At 42.2% G+C, this 22,502-nt stretch carries 17 protein-coding genes; 4 read left to right on the top strand and 13 right to left on the bottom strand.

Annotation, left to right across the window (positions count from 1 at the left end; all coding sequences use genetic code 11):
- Positions 1-102: 102 nt before the first annotated feature.
- From EXT43_RS15825 to bioH, 5 genes are all read right to left on the bottom strand, one after another.
- Positions 103-5,133, bottom strand: a complete 5,031-nt coding sequence (locus tag EXT43_RS15825) for a S8 family serine peptidase (RefSeq protein ID WP_130167402.1) — start codon at positions 5,131-5,133, stop codon at positions 103-105.
- 279 nt (positions 5,134-5,412) lie between these two features.
- Positions 5,413-6,144 (bottom strand): outer membrane beta-barrel protein, encoded by a 732-nt coding sequence (locus EXT43_RS15820; protein ID WP_130167401.1) that lies wholly within the window; start codon positions 6,142-6,144, stop codon positions 5,413-5,415.
- A gap of 207 nt (positions 6,145-6,351) precedes the next feature.
- Positions 6,352-7,218 carry a putative metalloprotease CJM1_0395 family protein gene (locus EXT43_RS15815; RefSeq protein WP_062564793.1) on the bottom strand — a complete coding sequence of 289 codons (867 nt, stop codon included), beginning with the start codon at positions 7,216-7,218 and terminating at the stop codon, positions 6,352-6,354.
- A gap of 5 nt (positions 7,219-7,223) precedes the next feature.
- Complete coding sequence (locus EXT43_RS15810) at positions 7,224-7,532, bottom strand: hypothetical protein (protein WP_054554434.1); 309 nt, start codon at positions 7,530-7,532, stop codon at positions 7,224-7,226.
- 101 nt (positions 7,533-7,633) lie between these two features.
- Positions 7,634-8,371: a pimeloyl-ACP methyl ester esterase BioH gene (bioH, locus tag EXT43_RS15805; RefSeq protein ID WP_130167400.1), complete on the bottom strand. Its 738-nt coding sequence runs from the start codon at positions 8,369-8,371 to the stop codon at positions 7,634-7,636.
- 58 nt (positions 8,372-8,429) lie between these two features.
- On the opposite strand from bioH, the gene EXT43_RS15800 reads away from it, so the two are divergent.
- The gene (locus EXT43_RS15800; RefSeq protein ID WP_063528313.1) at positions 8,430-9,146 is read left to right on the top strand and encodes a phosphoribosyltransferase family protein; all 717 of its coding nucleotides are present in this window, start codon (positions 8,430-8,432) and stop codon (positions 9,144-9,146) included.
- A gap of 6 nt (positions 9,147-9,152) precedes the next feature.
- Here EXT43_RS15800 and EXT43_RS15795 read toward each other — a convergent pair whose 3' ends face one another.
- Complete coding sequence (locus EXT43_RS15795) at positions 9,153-11,705, bottom strand: M14 metallopeptidase family protein (protein WP_130167399.1); 2,553 nt, start codon at positions 11,703-11,705, stop codon at positions 9,153-9,155.
- 144 nt (positions 11,706-11,849) lie between these two features.
- Here EXT43_RS15795 and nfuA point away from each other — a divergent pair, with 144 nt between their 5' ends.
- Positions 11,850-12,425 carry a Fe-S biogenesis protein NfuA gene (gene nfuA / locus EXT43_RS15790; protein WP_054554437.1) on the top strand — a complete coding sequence of 192 codons (576 nt, stop codon included), beginning with the start codon at positions 11,850-11,852 and terminating at the stop codon, positions 12,423-12,425.
- A 14-nt stretch (positions 12,426-12,439) separates the two neighbouring features.
- Positions 12,440-12,709 carry a hypothetical protein gene (locus EXT43_RS15785; RefSeq protein WP_054562862.1) on the top strand — a complete coding sequence of 90 codons (270 nt, stop codon included), beginning with the start codon at positions 12,440-12,442 and terminating at the stop codon, positions 12,707-12,709.
- Position 12,710: 1 nt separating this feature from the next.
- On the opposite strand, the gene dinF is transcribed toward EXT43_RS15785, so the two are convergent.
- A complete protein-coding gene (gene dinF, locus EXT43_RS15780) occupies positions 12,711-14,045 on the bottom strand; it encodes an MATE family efflux transporter DinF (protein ID WP_130167398.1) in 1,335 nt (444 codons plus the stop codon).
- Between dinF and EXT43_RS15775 the strand changes: the two genes are divergently transcribed.
- Entirely contained in the window at positions 14,022-15,053 is a 1,032-nt protein-coding gene (locus EXT43_RS15775; protein ID WP_240701517.1) for a polysaccharide deacetylase family protein, read from the top strand. The genes dinF and EXT43_RS15775 overlap by 24 nt on opposite strands.
- Here EXT43_RS15775 and EXT43_RS15770 read toward each other — a convergent pair.
- The 6 genes from EXT43_RS15770 to EXT43_RS15745 form a co-directional block, all read right to left on the bottom strand.
- The gene (locus EXT43_RS15770) at positions 15,040-16,074 is read right to left on the bottom strand and encodes a chemotaxis response regulator protein-glutamate methylesterase (protein ID WP_130167397.1); all 1,035 of its coding nucleotides are present in this window, start codon (positions 16,072-16,074) and stop codon (positions 15,040-15,042) included. The two genes, EXT43_RS15775 and EXT43_RS15770, sit on opposite strands and share 14 nt — an antisense overlap.
- A gap of 8 nt (positions 16,075-16,082) precedes the next feature.
- Entirely contained in the window at positions 16,083-16,700 is a 618-nt protein-coding gene (gene cheD, locus EXT43_RS15765) for a chemoreceptor glutamine deamidase CheD (RefSeq protein ID WP_054562865.1), read from the bottom strand.
- A complete protein-coding gene (locus EXT43_RS15760; protein ID WP_062564789.1) occupies positions 16,697-17,515 on the bottom strand; it encodes a protein-glutamate O-methyltransferase CheR in 819 nt (272 codons plus the stop codon). Before EXT43_RS15760 ends, cheD begins: the two co-directional genes overlap by 4 nt.
- Before the next feature lie 65 nt (positions 17,516-17,580).
- Positions 17,581-19,908 carry a methyl-accepting chemotaxis protein gene (locus EXT43_RS15755; RefSeq protein ID WP_062564788.1) on the bottom strand — a complete coding sequence of 776 codons (2,328 nt, stop codon included), beginning with the start codon at positions 19,906-19,908 and terminating at the stop codon, positions 17,581-17,583.
- Positions 19,909-19,937: 29 nt separating this feature from the next.
- On the bottom strand, positions 19,938-20,423 hold the full coding sequence (locus EXT43_RS15750; protein WP_054562868.1) for a chemotaxis protein CheW: 486 nt from the start codon (positions 20,421-20,423) through the stop codon (positions 19,938-19,940).
- Complete coding sequence (locus tag EXT43_RS15745; protein WP_130167396.1) at positions 20,420-22,501, bottom strand: chemotaxis protein CheA; 2,082 nt, start codon at positions 22,499-22,501, stop codon at positions 20,420-20,422. The genes EXT43_RS15750 and EXT43_RS15745 overlap by 4 nt, the downstream gene beginning before the upstream one ends.
- Between the last annotated feature and the right edge of the window lies 1 nt (position 22,502).

The following is a 22,502-nucleotide window of genomic DNA, read 5'->3' as shown; positions in this document are numbered from 1 at the left end:
AAAAAACCGCGTAAGTGTAAACTTACGCGGTTTTTTATTTGTATAGCAATTTAATCAGTCTCGTTGCTATGAAAGGCTCAATAAACTGAGCCTTTATCGCTATTACTTACGACGACGAAGTGCAAGTAATGGCAGGAGTAACACAATGAAGTGACCTAATGAGCCGCTTGAAGAGCTCTTTGTTTCAGCTTCAGTTTCTGGTGTTACTTGTGAAGCGAATTCACAGCTACCATCATCTTCATTCGCAGTCGCATCATAGTTAGTTGCAGCAGCATCAGTACAGCCGAGCTCTACACCATCAGACTCAACCATAAGCAAGAATTCTTTGCTTACTTTGTCTGCTGGGTTTGCTTTGTCTTGTACTGTAACAGTCACCATTGTTTCACCATGGAAATGTGCATCAGGGATTAAGTTAAACGACATTCCGTCAACTTCAGCCGTAACATTCTCACCGGTTACCACTAATTCATTTGGCGACTGGTCTGCATCAACAACCATCACATCAACACCATCGATACGGCCATTTTCTGCTACCGTCATATCAGCGATGTCGCTCATTTTCAGGTTGCTTTGTACGCCGATCGAGTGCATTAACGAGCCACCTTCTTGGCTACCTAGTTGGTAATCAAGGGTGATATCTTGCACAGAACCTTTCGCATCAGGCATAACCGTAGCAGTAAAGTTAAACTCAACTTCACTTTGCTCTGGGCCAACATAATCAAAACAGATCACTAAGTCATCTTGTAAGATCTTGCCAAGGTCGTCATAACCAACCACATTGCTTAATGCACCGTCTTTAAAGCCGGCAGTTGTAGAGTAAACACTATCACCACCTTCAATAAAGATAGTCCCTTCATCAACACCTGCGCCTAGGTTATCGTAAGCAAAAATAGCTTCGAACATACCTTCATGGTCATCGATACCACTACGTAAAATCACTTCATAGTCAAACGTGTCGCCTGTGTATTTATCAGTCACATTATCGAATTCCATGAATACGAGATCACCTAAGTCAGGACGCTCTTCTTTATACTGAGAAGCAATTGTTAGACCTGTTGGATCCGTTGGATGGCGAAGGTTTTCAATTTCAAACGAGCCACGCCAGAATGGTGCAAGCGCTTCAACTAAGAAACCAGGACCGCGGTGTGCACTCATCATCCACCAAATAGGTGTGAACTGCATTGCACCTGTTGGGTGTAAACGTACTTCGTTATTATTTACTTGGTTGTAAATTTCAAACTTCGCACCTTCTTTATAGAATAACCAATCAATTGGCACATCAAAGTACACATTTGAGCCACCTTCATACCAAGCAGCTTCAGGTTGAATGCGGAAATCACCCCATAAATCGATATATCCTCCTGTCGAGAATTCATCAATCATTGGCGTTTTACACATCTCATTAGTGATGTTGTTAGTTACCACATAATCACGTTGTACGTTACGCGTTGCGTCTTGTGTACCTTGAATAGTTAACGTGTTGCCTTCTACAACTAACGAAGCTGCAACTTCTTCATTGTTTGAAGTTAGCGTTTCAGGCCAAACTTGCATGCCATCAGGAATCGTCAAAGACAATGAATAGTCACGCGCCTTAGATTCATAGTTAGCTTTAAGTTTTACATTAACGTTAACTAAGTCCATAGCGCGAGCAGTGTCTTGGTCAACATTTAAAGTAAGTGCTTGGGCATCACGCTTTAAATTAACCGATGTGAAACCAAGGGTGCCTTCAGCTCCCGCAGCATTACCTAATGCAAAGCCGCCATAATAAACATCATTCGGTTGCGCATCTGGTAAATCCCAATTTACAGCAATTTCATAGTTACCATTGCCGCTGTGCTGCTGTGGCGCTGATACACTGAATTCACCGGTATTTTGCTCTTTAACAATGGCGTAATGCGTCACTGTTTGGTAACCAACATCACGTAAACCTGCTAGAGCTGCAGTCGCAAACCAGTATTTACCTGGCTTAGGGTCAATAATGTTACAGTAGTTATCTTCAACACTACTTGAAGAATAACAAATCATCTCTTCATTTAGCGCTTTGATCAGTGCAGTAGAATCTTCCGCAATCTCTTCATCAGACACCATGAATGAGCCGCTTTCATTAGCATCATAACCCACAACCAAGTGTGCTTTTTTCATTTGCCAGCGAGGCTCAGCAAGATCTTCTAAATCAGTCGTTTGCTCGGTAGATGCAACTTTAACCATTAAGCGTTTTGTACCTTCTGGTACTTCAAATGCCTGGATATCCCACGCTTTTTCAACGCGGTCTTTTGTCACATAAGGTGCAACACCTAAGATATTTGCGGTAACCTCAGTTGGTTTTACTAGACCATAATAAGTCGGCGTAAATTCACTGTAGCTATCGGTATTAACAACGATTGATTCTGATGCACTTGCACGTGCCATATCGATATCAACCATGGTTGGTAGCTCATCAATGACGTTTTTCGCAACTAATGTGAAATGAGCATCAGGCGAGTCGCCATCAGTGTTCTTGAATAACACTTTACCGTTGAACCAAGCATCTTTATTTAAGATATTGTCCCAAGGCGCACCTTCTTCAACAGGATCAAGCTTAGATTCGATGATATTTGGCAACTTCATAGTAACCATCACATCTTGTGTTTCACCAGCTTGAAGTGTGAAATTACTTGGTGTTACGCTAACTTCTACACCAAAGCTTTCTTCTTCACCTTCAACAGCCCAACCATAAGCAGTTGCATCCCAAGTACCATCTTTTGTTGCTTTAACTGTTCGCATCCACGTACATTCAAGCTCACAGTCATTGTTAACTAAAGAAGGTAGGTTCAACCACTCAACTAAACCACCATTGCGCGGGTTCGCATTATGATAATTTTCAATAGTCTCATCCATGATAAGACCCGCATTTGCAGCTTGTGCTACGTCAATCGCACCGCCACCAGCCATGAAGTTGTAGTATGGGTCAATTAAAGTAACGCCGTTAGAAATACGTACTTTATTTGCCGTCATCATTAGCGCTGATTGAATTTCTGCTGGCGTCCAATCTGGGTGCATTTGCATCATTAGCGTCATTGCACCCGTAACATGTGGCGTAGCCATTGAGGTACCGCTCATGAAAGTCCAATCAGAAGCACTTGGATAAGCTGTAAATGGTTGGTCATCAGCATTCGCAGCATAAATATCAACACCTGGTGCAGTCACGTCTGGAACAAGGTTATTGATGTAATAACTTGGTCCCATAGAACTAAAGATAGCAAGTTGATTACCTGCTTCTTCATCAAATGAATAGTTATTTTCTGGCTCGCCAATTGTCGCAATAGCTGCGCCATCAGGGTTAGCATTAACCCAATTACGAATTGTATAGCGTGCGCTTGCTGGTAAGTGAATACCTGGGATCACATAGTTATCAGCAACAAGGCTCTCTGCAGAACTAATGTTTTGTAGAATAAAGCCGCCCGCTCCACCAGCTGCCACGTTCTTTGCTTTATCAACACGCGCAATGTCACCACGTAAACATATTACAATTTGGTCAGCTGTAAACGTGCCAGCAGGGAAAGGTGCGTTACAGCTTGCTGCATCGTAACCATCACTTTCATTAGGATCGTCGTATTTTTCAGCAAGAACAACTTCGCCAGTAATACCGCCAGAGAAACTCTTACCTGTATACTCACCAGCATAAGGCGTGCGAGTACCTTGGAAGTTATTTATGGTTTTAACACCTAAATCCATCACGCGGTCATGAGTTGATGCACCAACAGTGGTTACCCACGGTGATGTATGATCCGCTGAAATATAATAAGGACCCGAGTTACCCGCTGCAGCTGCCACTGAAATACCTGCTTCGCGTGCACTTAAGAAAGCCATTTCCATTGGATCTTCCCATGGGAAGCTTTCGCTACCACCAATTGAGAAGTTGATTGCATCGACACCATCTTCAATCGCATCTTCAAATGCAGATAAAATTGCTGATTCAGGACAGCCTGAGTAAAGATCGCCAGAACGGCCTGCATAACAAACTTGGTACGAAATGATATGCGCACGAGGTGCCACACCACTGGTACTTTCAAACGTAAATGGTAAGTTTTCACCATCACTTACTTTTTCACCGGTTGCAGCTTGAAGCGGCGTGTTTTCGATGTAATTACCCGCCGTAGTGCTTGCTGTGTGAGAGCCATGACCATTATAGTCTTCACCATTTTCAGGGCGGCGATCTGCACGTGCAAATTGATAATCAGCATTCATTGCTGTGACTTCTGGATACGAGCGAACACCAATTAGCTTGTCATTACATAGCTCAGGTTCTTCCTCACAGTCACCTACGAAGTTACCTGCACCTAGTGGATTTTTCTCACTGTACTCTTCGTCGCTTGCAAATGCAGGATGGTCTGTATTGATACCTGTATCAATAATACCTACAACCATACCTTCACCTTTAACACCTACCGATGAAGCCGGTGTTGCACCCTGCCATAATTGATCAGCACCAATAAACTCAGGACCACGGTCTGTGCGTAATTCAAAAATACGGTTAGGAGTAATACGCTTTACGCCTGATTGTGTCGCAAGTAGCTCTGCATCAGCTTGTGTCATTTCGACCACTACCGCGTTATTTGCAAGAGTAAATTGCTTTTTAATCGCAATATTGGCACCTCTTGCACGCGCCTTACTTAATACTGCTGTTTGACGTTGCTTTAAAAAACCTTGATACGCGCGCACACTTTGCGACGCTGTATCAATACGCTCTTTAACCATTAAAGAGCGAGATTCAGTAATAGCTGTAGCGCTGAAACCTTGAATATTACCTTGATAACTTGCTACAGGTTCATCATGCATTTGCACAATGTATGTTTGAATGCCTGTCACCCCATCTTGAGGTTGAAAAACATGTTCCGGCTGCTGACTTTGATAGTGCTGGTTTAAGCGTTGAGCACTTCCTTTGAGTAAGCTTGGATGATCTTCGATTTGTTTTTCTTGTTGATAATTCGCGATATCTTCAGCTGTAAATGTTGGCTGATAAAAGCCTTTATCTGACACTTTGTTAAAGCCAGGCTCTGCCGCAGCATAGCCTGTAGCGCCGACATACAAGGCTGTAAGTACGGCTACTGAACTTTTCTTCAAGTGTGCGATTTTCTTATTGCAAGGTTGCATATGATTCCCACTGATTTAATTCTAAACAGCTCATAAATTGCTTGAGCTGACACACTAAATTATTTAGCAGGCAAACATATACAGAGGGGGGGTTACATGGTCAAACCGACCTGTACACACTTGAGACACGAAATTAACATTAAATAAACACCAGAGCGGTAAAAATAAACGCATTGCAGGATATTTATACAAAATGTAGCGTTTTGTACAAAATACGATTACAGAAACAAAGTGAGTAGTGAAAACAGCTAGGGAAAGGCATCCCTAGCTGCTAAAAAATTAGAAGTTATAACGAACCGAAAGTGCAAGGTCTGAGTAATCATTTGCATCACGATAGCTTGCGCTTATCAGCCAAGCTGGTGTAAAGGCATAGTTTGCCCCTAAATGAAATACAGCATTATTTTCGCTCTCTTCGTCGTGCAAACGCTCGTAGCCAACGCCAGCGTTGATCTCAAATGAATCAGTTAATAGATGTCTGATTTGCGCGTTAGCAGACAAAATATCTGCGGTTTCTGAATTTGAGTGATTCTCTGAAAAGCTATTAAAAACTTGATCTTGGTATGAGACAACTTCTTTAACATTAAGGTCAATTTCTCTCTTTAACTGGCCAATCTTTGCTGAAAAATCAACTTTAGTGCGATCGGATAGCGAATAAATATAACCTAAACCAATTTCGTAACGCGTCATATCAATATCATAATCGAAAGTATAAGCTATGACAGTATCACCTAAATAATTATCATTGCTATCGTAAACACCTGAGCCATTGAATTCATTCGTTGCAGTCACATCATCATTTAAAATTGAATAATGACCTGTAACATACCAATTCTCAGCAAACTGCTTACTGAAATTAAAGCCATAACCTTTAAGAGATCGCTCATCTAAGCCATCAATTTCTGTCTTTTTATATCCTGCTTCAACAAAGTCATAGCTTAGAGGCGAGGTGTTTTCTGCCATGACAGCGGTAGAAGCAAGTGATAATGCGCAAGCAAGAAGAGTGTATTTCATTGTTTAATCATCCTAATTATAAATCGTGGACAATCTACCAAAGTGAGTAAGGACCCGCAATGGAAACAATATTCGTTTTTGTAGTCTAAATGTAAGAAACTGTTAGAGTAATTAATAAATTAAGTGAGTAGTTATGTAGTATTTAAACTTCGTTAGCGACAAGTTTTAACCACAAAGTGATTAACTGATACTGTTAATTGATATTAGTTAAATAAAGGCAGAGAACTGGTTTTGGTTAGTGGGCGAAGTTGCCGCTTGATAAAAATTAGCAATACGCGCTGCACGCTCGTCTACTTCAACATCACGCTTGGCTGTTTTAGTTTCGCTGGTTTGAGTAGCGCTATCTTCGGCATACTCACTGTTTATTTTGAAAGTCGATTTGCCTGAGTCAGCATCGCCATCAGCTGATTGACTGGCAAGCTCAGCTTGCGCTGCCATAAGCTTTTGTGTGGCATCGGCAGCAATTGAGCGGTCAGCACTTGAAGGCTCTTGTGGTGCAAGCGCAGCTGCACGCACCGTCTGCATTTTTTCGATTGTAGCTTTTGGGTCGCCTTTAATTTCAGCAACGTCAATTTGCACCTCGCCGCCCACGGCATAGTTTGTACCATCAGGGCCGCGTTGATACTCATAGCTTGGCGAGCCAGCATATTGCCCCCCTACGGTTGCATGCGCTTGTTCATGAATACGCACTTCGGTATCTCGGGCTTTTAGCTCTTTAATTTGCTCAGCGTCTTGTTGCTCTTGCTCAGCAACCTTTTGCTCTTTTTGCTGCTCTTGTTTAGCTTCTTGCTGTTCTTGCTCTGATTGTTCAGGCTCACCCTGCTCACCACCTTGCTGACGTTCTTCAATCACCTTGTCTTCAGCAAGACGACCTTTAGCATCATAGGTACCAGCCTCAGAACCTGGCTGCTTGGTTTTGTCGCCATCATTCAAGGTTTTATTTTCTGCGTTACTCGGCTTGGTAGCAGCAGGAGGTGGGATCACTTCACGTAACTGATTATCACGGCGAGCACTTTCGGTGTGCACATTCGCCGTGTTGATATTAATCGAAGGAAACGGAGTGACGATATTCATAAGTACTAAACTTTAATATCTATTAATGTACCGAGCACTTCATCAGCAGTCTGAATCGTGTTGATATTGGCTTTTGCATTAAACTCTTCAACTTTTAAATTAACAAGCGACTCATCGATTGGGGCGGGTTGTGAAACTGGCGGAGTTACAGCTTCATTTGGAGTTGCCGCTTGTAATTGCCGTTGTTGAGCTAATTGGGCATCATCTTGCTGATCAATTGAGGCACGGCTAATCTCAGCGCTCGCCTTTTCGATACCTTGGCTTGCACGGTTATAACCTTCTACCGCATTATTAAAAACAGAACTGATTGGCATAACACCCTCCAACAGTGAGATCTACCCGTTAAGTATCGCTCATAAAACGAGCAAAATAAAGCTAAATCCCGCTATTTTTCTGGCCTCTCAGCGAGTTTTGCTTAACACATTGATTTCAGTGCTGATATAAATGCCGCTTTATGTGAAATAAAAGGCGCGTGTGAGGCCTTATCTAAAACTTCATATTCAAACTGAGGTTGTAAGGCATGCATTTTTTCAATCGCGCGATAAGGTACTAATGAATCTAAGCGACCGAAAATACCACGTACAGGTACGCTAAGGTTAGCGAATAGCTCACGTAAATCATCCTGCTGTAAAATGTCTAAGCCCGCACTTAAAGCTTGCTCTTGAGGCGCAGGGTATTGGTTTAAAAGTGCTTTTAATTGCTTAATATCATCCCGTGCTGATTCACTGCCCATTGCTTGTATCGCCAAAAACCTTTCTATCGTTTTTTCTCTGTGACTAACTAGCTGATCTTTAAATGCGTTTAATACGTCAGGTTTGATACCTGGCCATTCGTCGGTTTGCGCAAAAAAGGGTGTTGAGGCAACCAACACAACCTTTGCGACTTTGTCAGGCCAATGTGCTGCAATATACAAGGCAAAAAGCCCGCCCAACGACCAGCCAACAAGAATAGACTTTTCATTTAGCTGTGTACTTAGTTGCTCAGCTGCAGCGTGCAAAGTGTAAGGTGTGGGAATAGACTGTGCGTTACCAAAGCCAGGTAAATCGAGGCAACGGACTTCACCATCATGAAAAAACTCAAGCTCAGGTTTGATCACTTGCCAAACCCCTTGGTTCATTCCCCAGCCATGTAATAGCACCATATCATTTTGCATATTTTGTATTTCCCAACCACACTTAGCGCTCATAATAGCGTTTAAAGGAATGAATGCAATGTCTCACTTACCTCATGCCTTAAAACTAGGGCTAGACGCACTATTCCCCAACTTTTGCATTAGCTGCCAGAATCACATACAGGCTGATCAAGCTTTGTGTCAGTATTGTTTAGATGACCTCAATTTATTTGACCTTACACACCATCCAAATTTGTTACACCGACCAGATATATGTGATGCATTTCCTGATAGTAATTTTGATCATTTAATTGCCTGTGCTTGGTATCAAGCGCCTTTTAAACTTTGGCTCAAGCAATTGAAGTTTAATGACCAGCAATATTTTCGTGTGGCACTACAACAAGTAATACAGAGGCAGCTGCAATTAGCTCATCAAGTTAATTCAAGTTGGCCCGATCTTTTTATTGTGCTACCACTGCATAATCAACGCTTTTTAGCGCGCGGCTTTAATCAGGTAAGCCAAACTTGGCTGCCTGTTTTGAAAAACCAGCAATGTACTGTTAGCTCAGCTCTTTACAAGCAAAAAGCAACCAAAGCGCAATCACAGTTAAGTAAAGCGAAGAGAGTTAAAAATCTACAAAATGCCTTTGTTTGTCAGCAAGATTTAACAGGAAAAACCGTGGCGATTATTGATGATGTGATGACCTCTGGCGCAACCATAAATGCTGCGACAGAAGCCATAAAACATGCAGGGGCAAAGCAAGTATGGGCTATGCTCACTTGCCTAACGGGGTTAGGCAACCTGCATTATGATTAATTGTGATTACTTATCACCAGAGGCATGAAAGGCATTACCAAAAAATAAGGCATTGCTTAGTAATCGACTCGTGCCGTACCAGTAACCACGGAATACAGGGTTATCTGTCATGCCTATCACACTGCCTTTGCCATATGAATGCGCAATGAGGCCTGCCGCGCCCGCGACTTGCTCTACATTTACGTCATCAGTAAAGCCAGCTAGAAGCGGTTTATCTGTGTAAGTAAGCACATTAACAAATGGGGCATCTGACTTCTCAAGTAGCCAAGTGCTATTCTTAAATACAGGTAATGTATTACGGTTAAGCGAATACGTAAGTGGATGAGATAAATCCACTGAGGTATTAAAAATTGCACCGGCAATACGCTGACGACCAGCTAAGTCATCTTTATCAGCATAAGTAAGTCCTGTTGTATCAAAGGCACTGGCTACTTCGCGACGAGATAAGTAGTTTGCTTTTAGTAGCTGCTGATCAGCTAAGAACTTAGCACCACCTTTATGACCCCAAATAACACCGCCTTTACGAACCCACGACTTAATAGCAACTTTAGTCGCATCATCAAGGCGATTGAAATTTCCGTGCGCTAAAATAATATGGCTGTAGTTTTCAAGGTCGATGTTACCTAAGCGCTCCATTTCGATAATGCTTGGCGCGGTGCCTACAAAACGATCTAAGTAATACCACACTTCACCAAGCTCATACTGGCTAGTTCCTTGACCACCCACGAGTAATACTTTAGGCGCTTTCACAACCGCCATTGCACGAGAACCTAAATCAGCACCTTTCACCGTTAAGCCCGAACTAATTGGCGTAATTTCAATGCCAAACTCATTCTGTGCTTGGTTTAAATAACTAACCCAGTTGCTATCAGTTTGCAGACCAGCAGGAACAAGAATACTACCTGGTTCAAAAGCTATTTCACCTGATGGCGTTTTTGCTGTAAGTGGGCTTAATGCCACGCGTGCTTTCACACCTTGTTCAAGCAAGCTATTAAGCATTTTTGGCGCTAGGTAATCATCCCATTTAAATGCATAGGCATAGCTTTTCGGTAATGCTGCAAAGCTTGACTTAACACTTTGTTGCCAAGGCATTTTAGCCACATTTAAGCCCCAGTTGCTGCTTACCTTTGCAAATTCTAGGTTGAAGGCATGAGCAAGTGTCCAGCCAGATACATCATAAAAGGTATTATCAACAAAACGCTGTTGCTCACTGAAAATCGCTTTAATTAAACGAAATTGTGGCTGTGCTAATGGCACATAATAGCTCTGCTCAGAAAAGCTTTGACCGTTTACTTTTAGCGGCTCTTCTAACATGTACGCATTGATTTGATGTTGTCTAAGTAAATCAAGGAAGTATTGCATGCGACTTTGATCAGCGCCGCCTTTGACAACATACCCTTTAAAGTCTTCATCACCAGCAAGATCAACTGCTTTGTTGTAAAATTTTGCTTGATAATCAAGTAAGTCAGTACGGTTATCAATCGCCGCTTGGAACGTCGATAAGCTTGTTAATAACTGATTTTTAATCGTAAACGGGAAGCTTAACGGGCCGTTAATAGTTTCTTGTAAGTGACCACGCGAGCTCGCTTGTTCAAATAAGATGCCTACACCGCCATTTACGTCTGGGTAAGTTGAGCCTTTACCATAGTAAAAGTCATCAAAGCTTTCTTCTGTGAAGTAAAGTGCATTGTGCTCATCAAGTGTTTTTGCATGATAGTTTGCAATGGCTTTTGTCAGCGTGACATTTTCTTCAGGCGTAATTGGGTGCTTACGAGTTGGGATCCCTGGTTGGAAAAAGTAAGTGCTGTTTGGGCCCATCTCATGAAAGTCAGTTAGGATATTCGGTTTCCATTGGTGAAACTGTGCAATACGTGCACGCGATTCTGGGTGCTGCAGTAACAACCAGTCACGGTTTAAATCAAACAAGTAATGGTTAGTACGACTGCTTGGCCAACTTTCGATATGCTCGCGAGTTTGTGGATCTGATGATAACTTCATGCCGCGGTTGCTGTTTGCCCAATTTGCAAAACGCGCTAAGCCATCTGGGTTTAATGATGGGTCTAGTAAAATAACCGTGTTGTTAAGTAAGGCGTCAATTTCTGGCCCCTGTGCTGCAGCAAGGTAATACGCAACGAGAAGCGATGCATTGCTGCCTGATGATTCATTACCATGAACACTGTAACCCATCCAAACAACTGCAGGCTGTTTGCTTGAGTCACTCGCTTCACCATTTAGGCGAGCTAAGTGAGCCTTGCGGATTTGCTCTACTTGGTCAAGTTTGTCGGACGCTGTAACCGTTAGCATCACCAGTGGACGCTGCTCATGAGTGCGACCGATTACTTTAAAATTCATTCGGTCACTTTTTTCAGCAAGAATTTGCATATATTGCACAAGTTGATCGTGACGTACATGCCACTCACCCACTTCGTAGCCTAACACCTGCTCAGGAGTCGGAATACTTGGGTCAAATTTCACATCTTGTTCAAAGTAATAAGAAAGAGGTTTTGCTAATGCGCTAACGCTCACTAGCATGGTTAATATTGTTATTATGAAACGCATAGATAGCACCCGTAATTATTTGATGTTTTAACGCTACCATTCGATAAAATAGATGCAACTTTTTACGCTCAACACTGGCGACAACACGATGAGCGGAGTATGATACACAGTATCCGAGTAATTTAGTCAAGTATAGTCCGTTTTATGATCTCTATTTCTGAATCTGCACAATCTCATTTTGCTAAACTTTTAGCAGACCAAGCTGAACAAACAAACATTCGTGTGTTTGTAGTAAACCCAGGTACTTCGCAGGCTGAGTGTGGTGTTTCTTACTGCCCAGAAGACGCCGTTGAAGCGACTGATATTCGTCTACCATTCAATGGTTTTGATGCCGTTGTTGATGCAGAAAGCGCCCCTTTCTTAGAAGAAGCTGAAATCGATTTTGTAACTGACAAAATGGGTACTCAGTTAACGCTTAAAGCGCCGAATGCAAAAGCACGTAAACTTAGCGACGATGCATCACTGCAAGAACGTGTTCAACATATGCTTGAAACCGAAGTGAATCCACAGCTCGCTAACCACGGCGGCCAAGTTAGCCTAGTAGAAATTACTGCTGACGGTATCGCGGTACTGCAATTTGGCGGTGGCTGTAACGGTTGTTCAATGATTGACGTCACACTAAAAGAAGGCATCGAGAAAGAAATGATCGCCAAGTTTGACGAAATCAACGGTGTAAGAGACATTACTGATCACCAATCTGGTGAGCACTCTTACTACTAACCGGTATCTAAAGCATGCTTAAAAAATGGGTATTTCGCTTAGGTAGCGACCCCAAGTTAAGCTTAAAACGCTTTCTTCGCGGCCTAGCACTATTTGTGCTAGCCGTGATTTTTATTGCCATAGGTTACTATGGACCCGCACTATTTCAATTAATTGGCCTAGCCATACTAGCAGTGGCTTTATTCTTTGCTGGTTGGGGCTACTTAGGTATTTTTGCCAACCGTTTTGCGCAAGTTTTAGAGCGCTCGTCTCCCAAAAATCACGACCCTGATTTGTGGAAGTAATTTAATCTAATAATTGCTGATTATTGACAATTTTACGATAGCGAAACCACAGCGTTAACCCGCGCATTAGCATAAAGCTGGTCATCGCAAACCATAAACCATGATTTTGCCAGCTACTCACTACCCAAAACAGTCCAAAAAAGCCCACTAGAGCACTAAATAACATAGTATTACGCATGTCTTTAGCACGGGTTAAGCCGACAAATACACCATCAAATAAGAAGCAACCCATCGCCGCGATAGGCAATATAATCACCCAAGGAAGGTAAACCGTTGCAAGGCTGATAACTTCGGGCACATCGGTAAGTAAGCGAATAATTGCCTCACCAAATAATAAAAATATAAGGCTATAAAACAGTGCAAATAACCCACCCCAAAACAAGCTCAAATTAACCCATAACTTAATCTGCTTAGCGCTGTGCTCACCTTTCGCTTTACCGACCTTTGCCTCACTTGCATAAGCAATACCATCAAGCGCAAAACTCACCAACATTAAAAAGTTTAGCAATACGGCATTAGCCGCTAAGGTTGTTTCGCCGATACGTGCGCCATAAAAAGTCATAAAGCTAAAACATAGCTGGAGTGCTAATGAGCGAATAAAAATATCGCGATTTAAGCTTACTAAATCAAGTAACTTAGCAACACTTAACCAGGCTTTCACGGCAAGGTTAACACCTTGCTTTTTAGCGAGCTGTACAACTAACATCAGTGCAAAAGCAAGGGCGATATAATCAGCGATTAAAGATGCCCACGCAGCTCCTGCTACACCCCAATCAAGAAAAACCACAAAATAAATATCAAGCACAATATTGGTTATATTGGTGATAAGTAATAAATAGAATGGCCCGCGGCCATAATGAACACCTAGCATCCAGCCAAGTAAAACCAAATTACACAAAGCAGCGGGTGCACTAAAAATACGAATCGAAAAATAGCTATTTGCTTGTTCTAAAACAGCTTCATTAGCATTTGATAAATATGCCATTAAGGATTGAATAGGTATACTCAGCGCTATTAATAACAGCGCTACCGCTGTTGCTAGTAACAAGCTGCGCTTTAATAGCTCAGCGAGTAAGGTGTGATCGCTTTTACCATAAGCCTGCGCAACCAAGCCTGTGGTGCTCATGCGCAAAAAGCCTGCTAGCCAAAATAATAACGAGATAACTGCTGAACCGAGCGCTATACCAGCTAAATAGTGAGCGCTTCCTAAGTGGCCGATTACAGCAGTATCAACTAAACCTAACATTGGCACGGTAATATTTGATAAAATCATCGGACCGGCTAATAACAGTAAACTTTTATGGTGTGCCTTATGACGTTTAAGAAAATGTTTCATTTAGTATTTGCAGTCCTGTTAGGTTTATCTTTGCGTGCCCATGGCGCAGTCATTCTACAGTATCACCACGTCAGTGAAAGCCTTCCTGCGGTAACCAGTGTCAGCAGCGAAACATTCACTGAGCATATGCAATATTTAAAAGATAATAACTTCAACGTTATTCCATTAGATGAACTCATCACCTCGTTACAAGCAGGCCAACCGCTAACAGATAAAACTGTCGCGATTACCTTCGATGATGGCTACAAAAATAACTATGAAGAAGCAGCGCCTATCTTGGAGAAGTTTGGCTATCCGTACACAATTTTCGTAAATCCCGAGCTAATTGATGAAGGTAAAAGCTATGTAATGACGTGGCAGCAGTTAAAGGAGCTATCGAAAAAAGGCGCCTTAATTAGCAACCATACGCAAATTCATAATTACTTACACCGCAAACAACCAGGCGAGACTGAAGAAGCATGGCTTGCACGTACTAAAGAAGACATTTTATCTGCCCAGCAGCGTATTAAAGAAGAAATTGGCCATGATTTTAAATACCTTGCTTACCCTTATGGCGAGTTTAATAATTCACTGCAACAACTAGTAAAATCGCTAGGATTTGTTGGTATAGGTCAGCATTCAGGGGCTGTAGGTATCCATTCTGACTTTACCCGGTTACCACGCTTTCCGGCATCGGGCTTTTATTCAAAGCTTGATACGCTTGCCACTAAACTCGACTCTCAAGCATTCACTATCAAACAGCTCACCTATTCAGATAGCGTGACGGACGAAAACCCGCCAAGTTTAAGCATTCAATTTGATATGCAGGACTTTCATAAAAGCCAGTTTGCTTGTTATGTATCAGGTATTGGTCAAGCTGATTTAACCTGGCTTAGTAAAGATACGGTGAAGATCACATCACCTGAAAAGCTGAAAAAAGGCCGCTCTCGCTTTAACTGCACGGCCCCTTCTATCGCGAAGAAAGGCAGCTATTATTGGTTCTCTCAACCTTGGGTTATTGTACCTTAACTGCTTGTTTTAGCATTTGCGCTGTGACTTTATCTAGGCGAACCACTTCATTAGCCGCATTGAGTTCGACTGCGGCTTTTGGCATGCCCCATACCACTGACGATAATTCATCTTGCGCTATGGTGTAAGCTCCTGCTTGATTTAATGCTAATAAGCCTTGCGCGCCATCACTACCCATACCGGTCAATAACGCTGCTACTGTCGCTTTAGGGCAAGCAATAACGAGGGAGTTAAATAGCACATCGACTGCTGGGCGATGGCGATTAACCAGCTCACTCGAATCAAGCTGACAAAACAGACCTCCGGCTTTTTTCACCACACTCAAATGCTGATCGCCCGGTGCAATATACGCCCAGCCAGGTTGTAGTTTATCGCCATGTTCAGCTTCTTTAACGTTTATTTTGCACGTTCTATCCATGCGCATCGCAAACGAAGTACTAAAGACCGGCGGAATATGCTGAGTAATCACAATCGGTGGGCAATTTTCTGGCATGCGCACGAGTACTTCTTTAATCGCCTCGGTGCCACCTGTTGAAGCCCCTATGGCAAGTACGCTATTGCCCTTAAATTGTAATGTTGCTAGGGCACTGTCGTCTTCAACTTTTGTTTCTTTAAAAGCTCGCACTCTAGCGCCAGCTGCAGTACGCACTTTTTGATGTAATAAATGGGCATAACGCTGAAGATTTTCAGTGACATTGATAGTTGGCTTAGCAATAAAGTCAACAGCACCAATTTCGAGGGCTTCCAGTGTGATTGGTGAGCCTTTTTGAGTCAGTGTAGAAATCATCACAACTGGCATAGGACGAAGGCGCATCAAGTTTTTTAAAAAACTTAACCCATCCATTTTCGGCATTTCGATATCAAGCGTTAAGACATCGGGATTAAGGCGCTTAATTAAATCTCGGGCTTGATAAGGGTCTTCTGCCGCGCCAACGACCTGAATGTCTTGCGCTTGCTCGAGCACTTCCTTGAGTAAACCACGGATCAAAGCAGAATCATCAACTATGAGTACTTTGATCATTTGCTCTCCTAAAATAATTCAATATCCGTTTCTGCATCTTGCTGCTCAATATCGTGTAAGTATTTAATTTCACGTTTTTCAAGCTTATCAGAATGCAATTCACGCATTTTCTTAACCTGCGCCTTGCCTGTTTGTGGATCAAACATCACCTTACGTGGCCAAGGCCCGCCAACATCATGGGATACTAAATCCAAACCCTCTTCAAGTACATAGGCATTTGCAAAACGAATGTTGCCAACACCAATATCTGTCATTGAGCGGATTATTTTCCCGCCGCCAAACAGCTTTACTTTGAGGTTGCGTCTAGAAGCACCATTTTTTAGGATTTCATTGATCAAGTATTCCATTGCCCAGTTACCATAACGGCAATTAAGGCTATGTGCGTTGCTCGGATCAACGCCTTTTTCCGCCGGCAGCATAAAATGATTCATACCACCAATACCTAAGCCTTCATCGTAAATACATGCAGCAATACACGACCCTAACACAGTTGTGATCAATTCATCAGACTTAGACACATAAAATTCGCCTGGTAATACTTTAGCAACCACTTTATGGCGCTTGCCATCCCAAAACCGTTTAACGTGCTCAAAACCAGACAATACAGGTTTAAAATGACTACTCATAGACCACCTTTTTGATAGATAGTTTGGCCTAAATTCTTAAACTCTTTGTGGTCCTTACCCAGTGTTTCGGAATGCCCCAAGAATAAATGACCTGAATCGGTCAACAAATCGTAATAACGTTTAAATAGAGTATCTTTCGTCGGCTTATCGAAGTAGATAACTACATTGCGACAAAAAATAACATCAAACGGCCCTTTCATAGGCCAGCTTTGTAATAAGTTTAGACGTTTAAAGAAAATATTCTTTTGTAGTTCGGGTTTTACTTTATATAACTGACCGTCATGGCTTTTTAGAAACCAGCGCTTAAGTTGGCTTTTGTCTAAACCATTCACATTGGCAGCGGTATAGGTGCCAGCCTGTGCTTTAGCGAGCACATTTGAGTCTAAGTCAGTAGCTAGAATTTTCACATCCCAATCAGATGGGAATAAACCGCTTAAGGTCATAGCAATGGTATAAGGCTCTTCGCCGGTCGAGCAGCCAGCAGACCACACCCTTACACGCTTTTGTTTAGCATTACTAATCAGCAGTTTGGGGACTATGGTATTTTTTAGATAACTAAAGTGATGTGGCTCACGAAAGAAAGAAGTCAGATTAGTAGTTATGGCATTAATAAACTCACTAAACTCTTGTTCTTTATTCTCTTCAAGAAAGTCTAAATATTCTTTAAAGTTCTTAAGCTTATGTTGGCGAATACGCCTTGCTAAGCGCGAGTAAACCATCTCGCGCTTATGCTCAGCTAAAACAATGCCGCAAGCATCGTACACTTGTGACGAAATAGCTTTAAAGTCACTATCCGTTAGTAAAAACTCTTTCATGTGCTTGACCCTGCAGCTGTAACATTAGATGCAATTAACTAGTTAGAATTTAATTGGGAAGAGTTTTAAAACTCTTCCCACTCATCACTAGGGTCAACAAAGTTATTACCTTTAGGTGCCGAACGCACTGGTGAGCTTGGCTGTTTAGCTGCAGGCGCTGAACTTGCACGGCTTGTAATATCCATCTCGTTATTCGATAACGAGAAGAAGTTTAACAAGCGGCGCATATCATTCGCTTGCTCTGCCATTGATTCACCCGCGGCAGAGGCTTCTTCAACTAATGCTGCATTTTGCTGGGTCATTTCATCCATTTGGGCAATGGCTTTATTGACCTGCTCAATACCAGAGCTTTGCTCTTCAGAAGCTTGGGCAATATCAGAAATCATTGCAGTAACTCTTTGTACTGCAGTAACAATTTCTTGTAATGTTGAACCCGATTCATTGACGAGTAATGTACCATCTTCAACTTTTCCAACACTGTCTCGGATCAATTCTTTGATTTCTTTTGCTGCAGCTGCTGAACGTTGCGCTAAGTTACGGACCTCACCAGCAACAACCGCGAAACCACGGCCTTGTTCACCTGCACGTGCTGCTTCGACAGCGGCATTAAGCGCAAGTAGATTTGTTTGGAAAGCAATTTCATCAATGACACTGATGATGTCTGCAATCTTCTTACTTGATTCATTAATTGCCGACATACTGGTTACAGCGCGATTTACAACTTCGCCACCTTTTTGTGCTTTAGTACGTGTTTCTTCAGCAAGTTCATTCACTTCTTTAGCATTATCAGCATTTTGACGAACCGTACTGGTCATCTCTTCCATGCTTGATGCTGTTTCTTCAAGTGATGAAGCCTGCTCTTCAGTACGTTGACTTAAATCAGCATTACCTTGTGAGATTTCTTCTGCACCACTGGCAACCAGCGTTGCCGAAGTATTAATGCGATTAATCACTTCAGTAAGCTTATCAGCCGTGGCATTTGCATCACGTTTTAACTTATCGAACGAGCCTTGGTAGTCTTGCTCAATACGTTTTGATAAATCACCGTTTGCCATAGCATCCAGCATATTGCCTGTGTCTTTTACTGCATCATCAACAATACTAACTAGGCTATTTAAGCCCTGCGCTAGACGTAAGAAGAAACCTTGTTTACCCGCTTCTTCTACACGGGCTTCTAAGTCACCACTCCCCGCTGCAGCAACAAGGCCGGCAATTTCTTTTTCAATAGCGACTTCAGCTGTTCTATCTTCCCACTCCACAACCGTACCAATACGCTCGTTGTCTGGGGTGAAAATAGGGTTTGCAACCAAACCAAAAGTACGGCCGCCGACTTGAATTTCAGTACTGTACGTATCACTTAACTTAGCAAGCATGTTACGTTGATGTGCTGGATTCTTATGGAACACATCAATATTTTGACCAATTAAATTATTACTATTGAAATTAGGTAAGTCTTTACGTAAATCACTTTCAGCAATTTTCATCATGTTCAGAACGGCTTCGTTCATGTAAATAATGTTGTTACCAGAATCAGCAATCATGGTGTTAGTTGCCACGCGATCAAGTGCTCGGCGTACTCGCAAGTTTTCTTCTGCTGCACGCTTTTCAGCATCCGCTTTATTTACGCTATCAGTAATATCTTGCCACTCAACAATAGTACCTAAACGCTTACCCGAAGCGCTCACCCAAGGAGTCGCAATCAAGCTAAAAATAAGCCCCGCCAAACGCAATGTGGTTTTGTATGGTTCAGATAATGTTTTTAGTAATTCACGTTGATGTGATGGTTGTTTATGAAAATCATCAACACACGTACCCACTAAATTCGCCACAGAGAAGCTAGGTAGCACTGTTTGTAAAGTTGATTCGCGAGCTTGCAGCATTTGCTTTACTTGCTCATTAACAAAGATAATTTTTAAATCGTTATCGGCAATCATCACATTAGCTTGGCATACACGCAGCGCATTTGATAAATCAGCATCACGTTTTGACTGACGTTCAAGCTCTTTTTGCGGTGTGATGTCTGTAGCAAATTTGATAACTTTAGTGACATTACCATTGCTATCAATAATTGGGTTATAGGTACCTTGGATCCAAACTTGTTTGCCATTTTTACCGACACGCTTAAATTCATCAGTGAAGAACTCACCGCTGCGTAATCGCTGCCAAAACTGTTGATACTCTGGGCTTTGCGACTCTTTTTCAGCAACAAACATAGAGTGGTGTTGCCCTTGGATTTCTTCGAGTCGGTAACCCATGGTGTTTAAGAAATTAGCATTGGCAGTTATGATCTGCCCCGACGGTTGAAACTCAATCATCGCTTGCGACTTTCTAAGTGCCGCAATAACTAAATCATTTTCCGACTCAACATTTTTAGGACTGCTAAACCATCCCATACCCTTCACCTTCTTGTTAATCTACCCAGTTAAATGTCCATTGTTTTTTGTAGGTCAAGTAATGCGACCATTTTCTCACCCACATTGACTAAACCCGCAACAAATTGCGCGTTGTCTGAGTCAGACAAATGTGGCACTGCCTTCGCTTCATGCTCAGCAATGCTATAGACATCCGAGACGGCATCAACGGCGATGCCCATAATTTTACATGTATTTTCAAGCTGTACTTTTAGAACAATTACAACGGTTAACGGTCCGTATTCAATGGCTGAAATACCAAAACGAAGCCTTAAATCAATAATTGGCACTATGGTGCCGCGCAGGTTGATAACCCCTTTGACGAAATCCGGTGAGTTAGGGATCACCGTAATTTCTTCCCAACTGCGAATTTCTTGCACCGTTAAAATATCAACACCATACTCTTCTTCAGCCATGAAGAAGGTTAAAAACTGTTTTACATCTTGATCTTGTTCAAGGTTTAGCTTGTTATGCAGGTCGTCGTGCTGTGCAATCATGACGCCTCCAAATTCGCTTTTGATTCAATAATCAATTCTTGGCTCCCAGGCTTTCTAAGCCCAGATAATTTAATCAAACCACTAATATCAACAATCAAAGAAACACGACCATCCCCAAGAATTGTCGCCCCTGAGACACCATCAACTTTTTGATAATTGGCCTCTAAGCTTTTGATTACCACTTGCTGTTGCGACAGTAAGTCATCAACCAATAAACCTACTTTTTGGTTGTCACTCTCTACGACAACCAACAAGGTTTTATCAAGCGTTTCAATCGCCCCTTGGTGATTGAAAATATTATAAAGCCTTAAGATTGGAATATATTCGTCACGTAAACGCAGCACATCTAAGTCTTTGCCTACTCGACTCACTTTACTAATATCGATTTGCAATGACTCAATTATCGAAATCAGCGGGATGATGTAAGTGTGCTCAGCAATTCGGACTAACTGCCCATCTAAAATAGCCAACGTTAGCGGTAGACGAATTGTAAATGTCGACCCCACGCCTGGTGCAGAAGCCACTTCAACAGAGCCGCTAAGTGCTTCGATATTGCGCCTTACTACATCCATACCAACGCCACGACCTGATAAGTCGCTGACTTGATCGGCTGTAGAAAATCCTGGTAAGAAAATAAGCTCGTTGATTTCGTTATCAGACAACTCATCGGTTTCTGAAATTAGGCCGTTTTTAATTGCCTTTTCACGAATTTTAGTGGTATTCAGGCCCTGACCATCGTCCATAATTTCGATAACGATATTGCCACCTTGATGAAACGCATTGAGCGTTACAGTACCAACAGGGTCTTTTCCCGCTGCAACGCGTTTATCAACGGTTTCTAAACCATGATCTAAGGAATTTCTCACTAGATGCACCATGGGGTCAGAAAGTTTCTCCATCACGGTTTTATCTAGTTCGGTTTGTTCACCAAGTAATTTAAGCTCAACTTGTTTATCAAGCTTTTGCGAGATATCGCGTACTAAGCGAGGAAAGCGACTAAACACAAAGCTGATAGGCAACATGCGAATACGCATGACATTTTCTTGTAAGTCACGGGTATTATGTGCCAGTTGTGCTAAGCCCTCTTGTAATGAGGCTATAGTTGCTTCAGTGATCTCTTGCTCACCCAATTGACTTAACATCGCTTGGGTAATCACTAATTCACCCACCATGTTGATCAATGAATCAACTTTGTCGATACCAACCCTGATTGAGGTTGACTCTGCATTGGCTGTGGTTGCTTTAACTGGCGCTGGCTTTTTCGTATCAGTGATTGGTTTAACTGCTGCAGGCTCAGCCTCTTTTGCTGGCGCAGCCTCTTCAGCAACAGTTTCAACAGCGGCAACCTCTTCATCACCAAACAAACCACCACATAGGGTGATGGTGATATCAGCATCATCTTCAACCCACTCGAAAATTTCTTCGATGCAGCTTTGCTCTTTGTCTGTGGTTAAGAAAAAGCGCCACGACAAAAAACAATCTTCAGGGGCAAGGTTAGTAATATCGGGCACATCATCTTGAAAGGCTTGTGTTTCAAGTTCTCCCAATTCCGCTAATTCACTGATCATGTACAGTGGTTCATTACCGGTTTTAAATAAATGATGGTGTGGTTTGAAATCGATTTGATAGGTGTTAAAGCTGCTTTCGCTAACAGCTTCTTGCGTTGGCTCTGGTGCTTTACTTGCAGCACGCATACCAAGAATTTCTTCAAATTTAATACGCAATTCATCAGCTTCAGTTAGATCTGGCTGCTGCTCAGCTTGTAAAGTTCTGAGTAAAGCCCGTAAACAGTCAACTGATTTTAAAAGTAAATTTACATGCTCAGCAGTAAGATCTCGTGAACCTTCACGAATTTGATCTAAAAGGGTTTCGAGAACATGAGTAAAGTCTGCAACAGCACTAAAGCCAAAGGTACCGCTGCCTCCTTTTATTGAATGCGCAGCGCGAAAAATTGTATTTATGGTCTCTAAGTCTTCTTCGCCAGGCACTAAGTTTAATAACTCAGCCTCCATAGCGTCGAGTCCTTCGAAGCTTTCTTCGAAGAATACTTCAAAAAATTGGCTTAGATCTATACTCATG

This window comes from Pseudoalteromonas sp. CO109Y, assembly GCF_004208935.1.
GTDB classification, from domain to species: domain Bacteria; phylum Pseudomonadota; class Gammaproteobacteria; order Enterobacterales; family Alteromonadaceae; genus Pseudoalteromonas; species Pseudoalteromonas shioyasakiensis.
Note: the sequence above shows the minus strand (reverse complement) of the source record. Positions and strands in the feature narration are given on the sequence as shown.